General features: G+C 56.3%; 5 protein-coding genes. 4 read left to right on the top strand and 1 reads right to left on the bottom strand.

Annotated elements, in window-relative coordinates:
- The first annotated feature begins 78 nt into the window (after positions 1-78).
- Positions 79-804, top strand: coding sequence for a GDSL-type esterase/lipase family protein (locus WMO20_RS05570; RefSeq protein WP_349186071.1), 726 nt, complete (start codon positions 79-81; stop codon positions 802-804).
- Here WMO20_RS05570 and WMO20_RS05565 read toward each other — a convergent pair.
- Entirely contained in the window at positions 801-1,682 is an 882-nt protein-coding gene (locus WMO20_RS05565) for an AraC family transcriptional regulator (protein WP_349186070.1), read from the bottom strand. The genes WMO20_RS05570 and WMO20_RS05565 overlap by 4 nt on opposite strands.
- Before the next feature lie 204 nt (positions 1,683-1,886).
- Between WMO20_RS05565 and fucO the strand changes: the two genes are divergently transcribed.
- From fucO to WMO20_RS05550, 3 genes are all read left to right on the top strand, one after another.
- Positions 1,887-3,035, top strand: a complete 1,149-nt coding sequence (fucO, locus tag WMO20_RS05560) for a lactaldehyde reductase (protein ID WP_120021047.1) — start codon at positions 1,887-1,889, stop codon at positions 3,033-3,035.
- Between the two features lie 233 nt (positions 3,036-3,268).
- Complete coding sequence (locus tag WMO20_RS05555) at positions 3,269-4,573, top strand: rhamnulokinase (RefSeq protein ID WP_120021046.1); 1,305 nt, start codon at positions 3,269-3,271, stop codon at positions 4,571-4,573.
- Positions 4,574-4,588: 15 nt separating this feature from the next.
- The gene (locus tag WMO20_RS05550; protein ID WP_120021045.1) at positions 4,589-6,007 is read left to right on the top strand and encodes an arabinose isomerase; all 1,419 of its coding nucleotides are present in this window, start codon (positions 4,589-4,591) and stop codon (positions 6,005-6,007) included.
- Positions 6,008-6,030: the final 23 nt, after the last annotated feature.

Below are 6,030 nucleotides of genomic sequence, written 5' to 3'. Positions count from 1 at the left end.
TCTACTACCGCTTCATCGGCAAAATCGACTGACCTTTCTTTTTTACCCAACAATATCTTTAATTAAGGGAGACGGGCCGTGTGCAACCACGCGCACAACGGACGCTCCACCGAAACATTCCGCAACGAGGGTCATTTTGACCTCATCCAGAAGCAGCTGCGCCCCGGCGATTTTGTGGTGATCCAGTTCGGCCACAACGACCAGAAGCATCCGCATTTGCAGGCATACAACGGCTACCCGGAAAATCTGCGCCGGTTCATTGCGGAGATTCGCGCAAAAAAAGCCCTGCCCATTCTTGCAACGCCGATCGCGCGCAATACATGGACAGAGCAAAACGGAAAACTCACCTATAACGATCTCCTGCACGACCATGCGCAGGCGTGTATCGCGCTAGGCAAAGAACTGAATGTCCCCGTGCTGGATCTACATCAGGCCGCCATGGAGGACATCATCCGGCTGGGCCGGGATGCTTCCAAAATCTACTATCATCAGGGGGATTGGACGCACACCAACGATTACGGCGCAGTCCGTGCCGCTGGATATGCGGCCGATGCTCTGCGTTCGCTGGGCGGTACGTTCCCGGAGTATCTGCCATTGATTCAGGCGGTGTCAGCATCCATCAAGCCGTGGAAGCCGGAAGCCGCACTGCTTCTGGAAAAGCCTGTGCGTCTGGCCGGGGTAAAAGGCCCCAATGGTACGGAAGAAGGAACTGCCGCACAAGACCATCAGGCTGAAAAGGATGGCGGCGATGCGCTGGCACGGCTGCTTGCGGCGGTGCAGAGTGCCCGTGGACAGGGCGGTTAACCTTGCTCCGGGTTTCCGGCACTTTTCAGTGCACTTTTGCGATACTGTAAAGGGCTTTGCCCGGTCGCCTTGGCAAACCGGGTGGAAAAGTTGCTGGCATCTCCAAAACCGACCTGCTGCGCGATCTCGGTTACGCTGTGGTCGGTGAGGACAAGCAGTTCCTTTGCCTGCGTGATGCGGAAGTTGACGAGATAGTTGTAGGGCGTTGTACCCATATACCGCCGGAACAGCCGCAGAAAATAGCTCTTGCTCATGTGGGCATCGGCCAGCAGGTCAGCAAGGGAAAGTTCTTTCTGGTAATTCTTGCGCAGGGTTTCCGCAGCCTGCAGAATGACCTGCCGTGCGCTGGTGGTCTCGGCCTCTGCAAGAATGGTCTGCGCGCACAGGGCAAGCATCCCGTGCAGAGTCAACCCGGTCTGCACCATGCTGTCCACGTTGCCGCGTTCCATCTGGCCCAGAATCGTTTCAAACAATTCCTGCATCTTGACCCCGGTGATCTGCACCGGGGTCAATTTTTTGCCCGGAAACAGCAGCGGCTCCATGGCCGCAACGCCCACACCGTCCAGATGCACCCAATAATGGTGCCAGCAGCTTTGCCCCGGTGCGGTGCAGTAGCTTTGCGGAGTACGGCAGTTGAGCAGCAATGCCTGCCCGGTGCTGAGGGTCACATGGTTCCCATCCTGCTCGATCAGTCCGGCTCCGCGCAAGGTGTAGAACAAAATGTAGCTTTCTTTGTCGGTGCGGGCAGTGGAAAAATGCTGCTGGGCATAGAACACTCCCGCTTCGGTGCAATAATAGGGCTGCGCTAGCTCTGCTTCGCTGGGCGTTGTGCGTTTCCAGATGCTTTCTGGGGTCACATCCATGTTATAAGTCAGCATTTTCCGATTCCTCTCTTTCTGTTTTTAGTATAGCGCACACGCCTTTTGGGGGCAAGAGTAGACTTTTCACAAAAAAGAGGATACTTTTTCGGATGGAATTTTCCGAACGCGGCCAGTATACTAATGAACAGAAAGTTTGTTATCTTTCTGCCAATCCAAACGATTGCAGCAAAAAGAGAAGTGTCAATTTGGAGGTTTTGTATTATGGCTGATCGTATTGTTCTGAACAGCATTTCTTACCATGGCCACGGTGCCATCGAGAACATTGTTCCCGAACTGACCGCTCGCGGCTACAAGAAGGCTTTCGTCTGCTCTGACCCCGACCTGATCAAGTTCGGTGTCACCAAGAAGGTCACCGACCTGCTGGACGCTGCCGGTTTCGCTTACAGCGTGTACAGCGAGATCAAGCCCAACCCCACCATCGCCAATGTGCAGGACGGCGTGGCTGCTTTCAAGGCAGCAGAAGCTGACTGCATTGTGACCATCGGCGGCGGCTCCTCCATGGACACCGCAAAGGCCATCGGCATCATCATCAACAACCCTGAGTTCGCCGATGTGCGTTCTCTGGAGGGCGTTGCTCCCACCAAGAAGCACGCTGTGTTCACCATCGCAGTACCCACCACTGCCGGCACCGCTGCCGAAGTTACCATCAACTACGTCATCACCGACGTGGAGAAAAAGCGCAAGTTCGTCTGCGTGGATACCAACGACATCCCGGAGATCGCAGTCGTTGACCCTGATATGATGTCCTCCATGCCCAAGGGCCTGACCGCCGCCACCGGTATGGATGCTCTGACCCACGCCATCGAGGGCTACATCACCAAGGGTCACTGCACCATTTCCGATATGTTCCATCTGGAAGCCATCAAGCTGATCAGCGAGAACCTGCGTGGTGCGGTGCAGAACACTCCGGAAGGCCGCGAGGGTATGGCTCTGGGCGAGTATATTGCCGGTATGGGCTTCTCCAATGTGGGTCTGGGCATTGTTCACTCCATGGCACACGGCCTGTCCGCTCTGTATGACACTCCCCACGGTGTGGCCTGCGCCATCCTGCTGCCGGTCGGTCTGGAGTACAACAAGACCGTCGCTGGCGAGCGTTACCGTGCAGTCGGCAAGGCTATGGGCGTGAAGGGTATCGACGAGATGAACGACGCACAGGCCGCTGATGCAACCATCGCTGCTGTCAAGAAACTGTCTGCTGATGTGGGCATCCCCACTAACCTGAATGGCATCCTGAAGGAAGAGGACATCCAGTTCCTCGCTGAGTCTGCTTATGCAGATGCCTGCCGCCCCGGTAACCCCCGCGACACCAGCGTGGAGGAGATCGTGGAGCTGTACAAGAGCCAGCTGTAAGATTCCGCATAACTGCTTTGCTTAAATTCCCCATTTCTTCTTCATTACCCCCATAACGCAAAAAAGCTGGAGCGTTCCTTCCATACGGAGCGTTCCGGCTTTTTTGTTTGCAGCAGATGCTTTTTCAAAATCATAGAGTAGACTTTTCACAAAGAATGTGTCACCTTTGCCGATGGAATCACGATGCCCGAACCCGTATACTTAGGTCAAAGAATCCACACAGGAGGCGCATTATGCAAAAGAAATATCTTGCCATCGACATTGGTGCATCCAGCGGACGGCACATTGTCGGATGGATGGAGAACGGCGTTCTCCGCACCGAGGAAGTGTACCGGTTCCCGAACAGTGTTCAGCGGGTGGACGGGCATCTGGAGTGGGACATCGACAGCCTGTTCGCCAACGTGAAGAACGGCATCCGGGAAGCCTTTGCAAAGTATCCGGCCATCGAGAGCCTTTCTATTGATACATGGGCGGTCGATTATGTGCTGCTGAAAAACGACCAGCCGATTTATCCGGTCTACGCCTACCGCGACAGCCGGACGCAGGCGGTCATTCCCGAAGTACACAGCATCCTGCCGTTTGAAACGCTCTATGCGCACACCGGTATCCAGTTCCAGCCTTTCAACAGCATTTATCAGCTGTACGCAGACAAAAAGGCCGGGCGGCTGGAGCAGGCCGAAGATTTCCTGATGATCCCGGAATATCTGCTCTGGAAGCTCTGCGGCGTGAAGGCCCGCGAGTACACCAATGCTACCTCCACCGGCCTTGTCAACGCACAGACCAAGGAGTATGACCCGGAAATTCTCAAAGCACTGGGTCTGCCGGAAACCATGTTCCCTAAGTTGACCGCTCCCGGCACGGTGCTGGGACCGCTGAAAGCGGACATTGCCGCCGAGGCGGGCGGACAGACCAATGTGGTGCTGTGCGCTACCCACGACACGGCCAGTGCCGTGGAGGGCATCCCGATGGAGCAGGGCGATGCACCGTTCCTGTCCTCCGGCACATGGAGCCTGCTGGGTGTCAAGCTGGCAAGCCCCGTTACTACGCCGGAAAGCTGCAAAGCCAACTTCACCAATGAGGGCGGTGTGGGGTACATCCGCTACCTGAAAAACATCATGGGCCTGTGGATCATCCAGTGTGTGCAGAAGCAGCTGGGCATCTCCTTTGCAGAGATGGTGGAACTGGCCAAGACCAGCACCTACACCCGCATTTTTGATGTGAACGAAGCCCGTTTCTCCGCGCCGCAGGACATGAGCGCAGAGATTCGCGCCGCTCTTGCTGAAACGGGTGACGCTCCTGCTACGGATGCAGACCTCATCAACAGCATCTATCACTCGCTGGCCTACTGCTATGGCGAAGCCTATCGTGAGATGGAGGAAGTCACCGGCCAGCACTGGGATAAACTGTACATCGCAGGCGGCGGTGCAAAGAACGCCACCCTGAACGAACTGACCGCCCATTATACCGGAAAACAGGTCGTGGCTCTGCCCATTGAGGCGACGGCCATCGGCAATTTGAAGATCCAGATGAACATTTGATAAGGAGGATTTCCCATGCTCGTTGAAACCAAAGCCCGTGTTGGCGTGTTCGCCATTGCTCTGGGAGCCTATCTGCCCCAGTTCCCGACCCTCGTACCCGAATTTGAGCAGCAGTACGCCGACTTCAAAAAGACCATCCCCGACAGCGTAGAAGTCGTTGATGGCGGCATCGTCACCACCAAGGAACTGTCCATGGCCGCAGGCGACAAGTTCCGCGCCGCTGACGTTGATCTGGTCATTTTGCAGCTGCTGACCTACGCTACTTCTTACAATATGCTGCCCGCTGTGCGCGACCTGAACGTGCCCGTGGTTCTCGTGAACGTCCAGAAGAAGAAAGCCCCGGACTACGCCAATACGGACACTCCCACTTGGCTGGGCGAGCTGTACGCCTGCGGTGCAGTCGGCGAGATGGTGGCCGACTTGGAGCGCGCTGGCAAGCGTCACGCCGTTATCACCGGCGTGGTCGAGGGCGGCGACCCGCAGGTGCAGGCTGAGATCGAGGACTGGTGCCGTGCCGCACAGGTGCGCCGCCGCTTCCGCGACACCAATCTGGCACAGATTGGTCGTCCGTATCCCGGCATGATGGACCTGTACATTGACGAAACCAACCTGTACAACCGGATGTTCCTCTACACCAAGCAGTTCGACTGGGAGAAGATGTGGGCCATCGCTGACAACATCACCGATGAAAACGCCATCCGCGCTAAGGCACAGGATATTCTGGACACTTTCGACATCGAGGGTGGCGGCACCATTGAAAAGGTCTGGGACATGGCAAAGTATGTCGTGGCCTTTGAGCAGTGGGTCAAGGATGAGAAGATTGCCTTCATCGCTTCCCACTATGACGGCTTTGCACAGGGCAAGGCCGGTGTGCTGGACAGTATGCTGATCCCGGCCTTCTCCATGCTCATCAAGCAGGGCGTGGCCTGTGCCGTGGAGGGCGACATCAAGGTGTCCATGGCCATGAGCATCCTCAAGACCATCGCAGGCTGCGGCCAGTTGAGCGAGATGTACTCCATCGACTTTGACGAGGATATCTGCATCATCGGTCACTCCGGTTCCGGCGATGCCGATATTTCCGAGAAGAAGCCTACCATGAAGATCGTGCCTGTGTTCCACGGTAAGACCGGTGGCGGCTACCTGACCCAGTTCTACCCCCACCTTGGCCCTGTGACCTATCTGGGCATCACGCAGGACAAGGACGGTCACTTCAAGTTCGTGGTGGCTGAGGGGGTCAACGAACCCGGCCCCATCTTCACCTTTGGCGACACCAATATGCGCACCCGCTTCACCTGCGGCGCACGGGAGTTCTGCAACCGTTGGAGCGAGGCTGGCCCCACCCACCACATGGCTGCGGCAACTGGCCGTCACATTGACACCATTCTGAAAGTGGCAAAAATCTTTGATGTTCCTGTGGACATCATCACCCGATAATTGAGTTTGAAGAAGAAAAGAGA

Origin of the sequence: Faecalibacterium intestinale, assembly GCF_040096575.1 — a bacterium.
GTDB lineage: Bacteria > Bacillota > Clostridia > Oscillospirales > Ruminococcaceae > Faecalibacterium > Faecalibacterium intestinale.
This window is presented reverse-complemented; position numbering and strand designations above follow the sequence as displayed.

Bases quoted from the DNA above. Each gene is read 5' to 3' on its own strand.
- WMO20_RS05550 (WP_120021045.1), top strand. From the start codon at position 4,589: ATGCTCGTTGAAACCAAAGCCCGTGTTGGCGTGTTCGCCATTGCTCTG.
- fucO (WP_120021047.1), top strand. From the start codon at position 1,887: ATGGCTGATCGTATTGTTCTGAACAGCATTTCTTACCATGGCCACGGT.
- WMO20_RS05565 (WP_349186070.1), bottom strand. From the start codon at position 1,682: ATGCTGACTTATAACATGGATGTGACCCCAGAAAGCATCTGGAAACGC.
- WMO20_RS05555 (WP_120021046.1), top strand. From the start codon at position 3,269: ATGCAAAAGAAATATCTTGCCATCGACATTGGTGCATCCAGCGGACGG.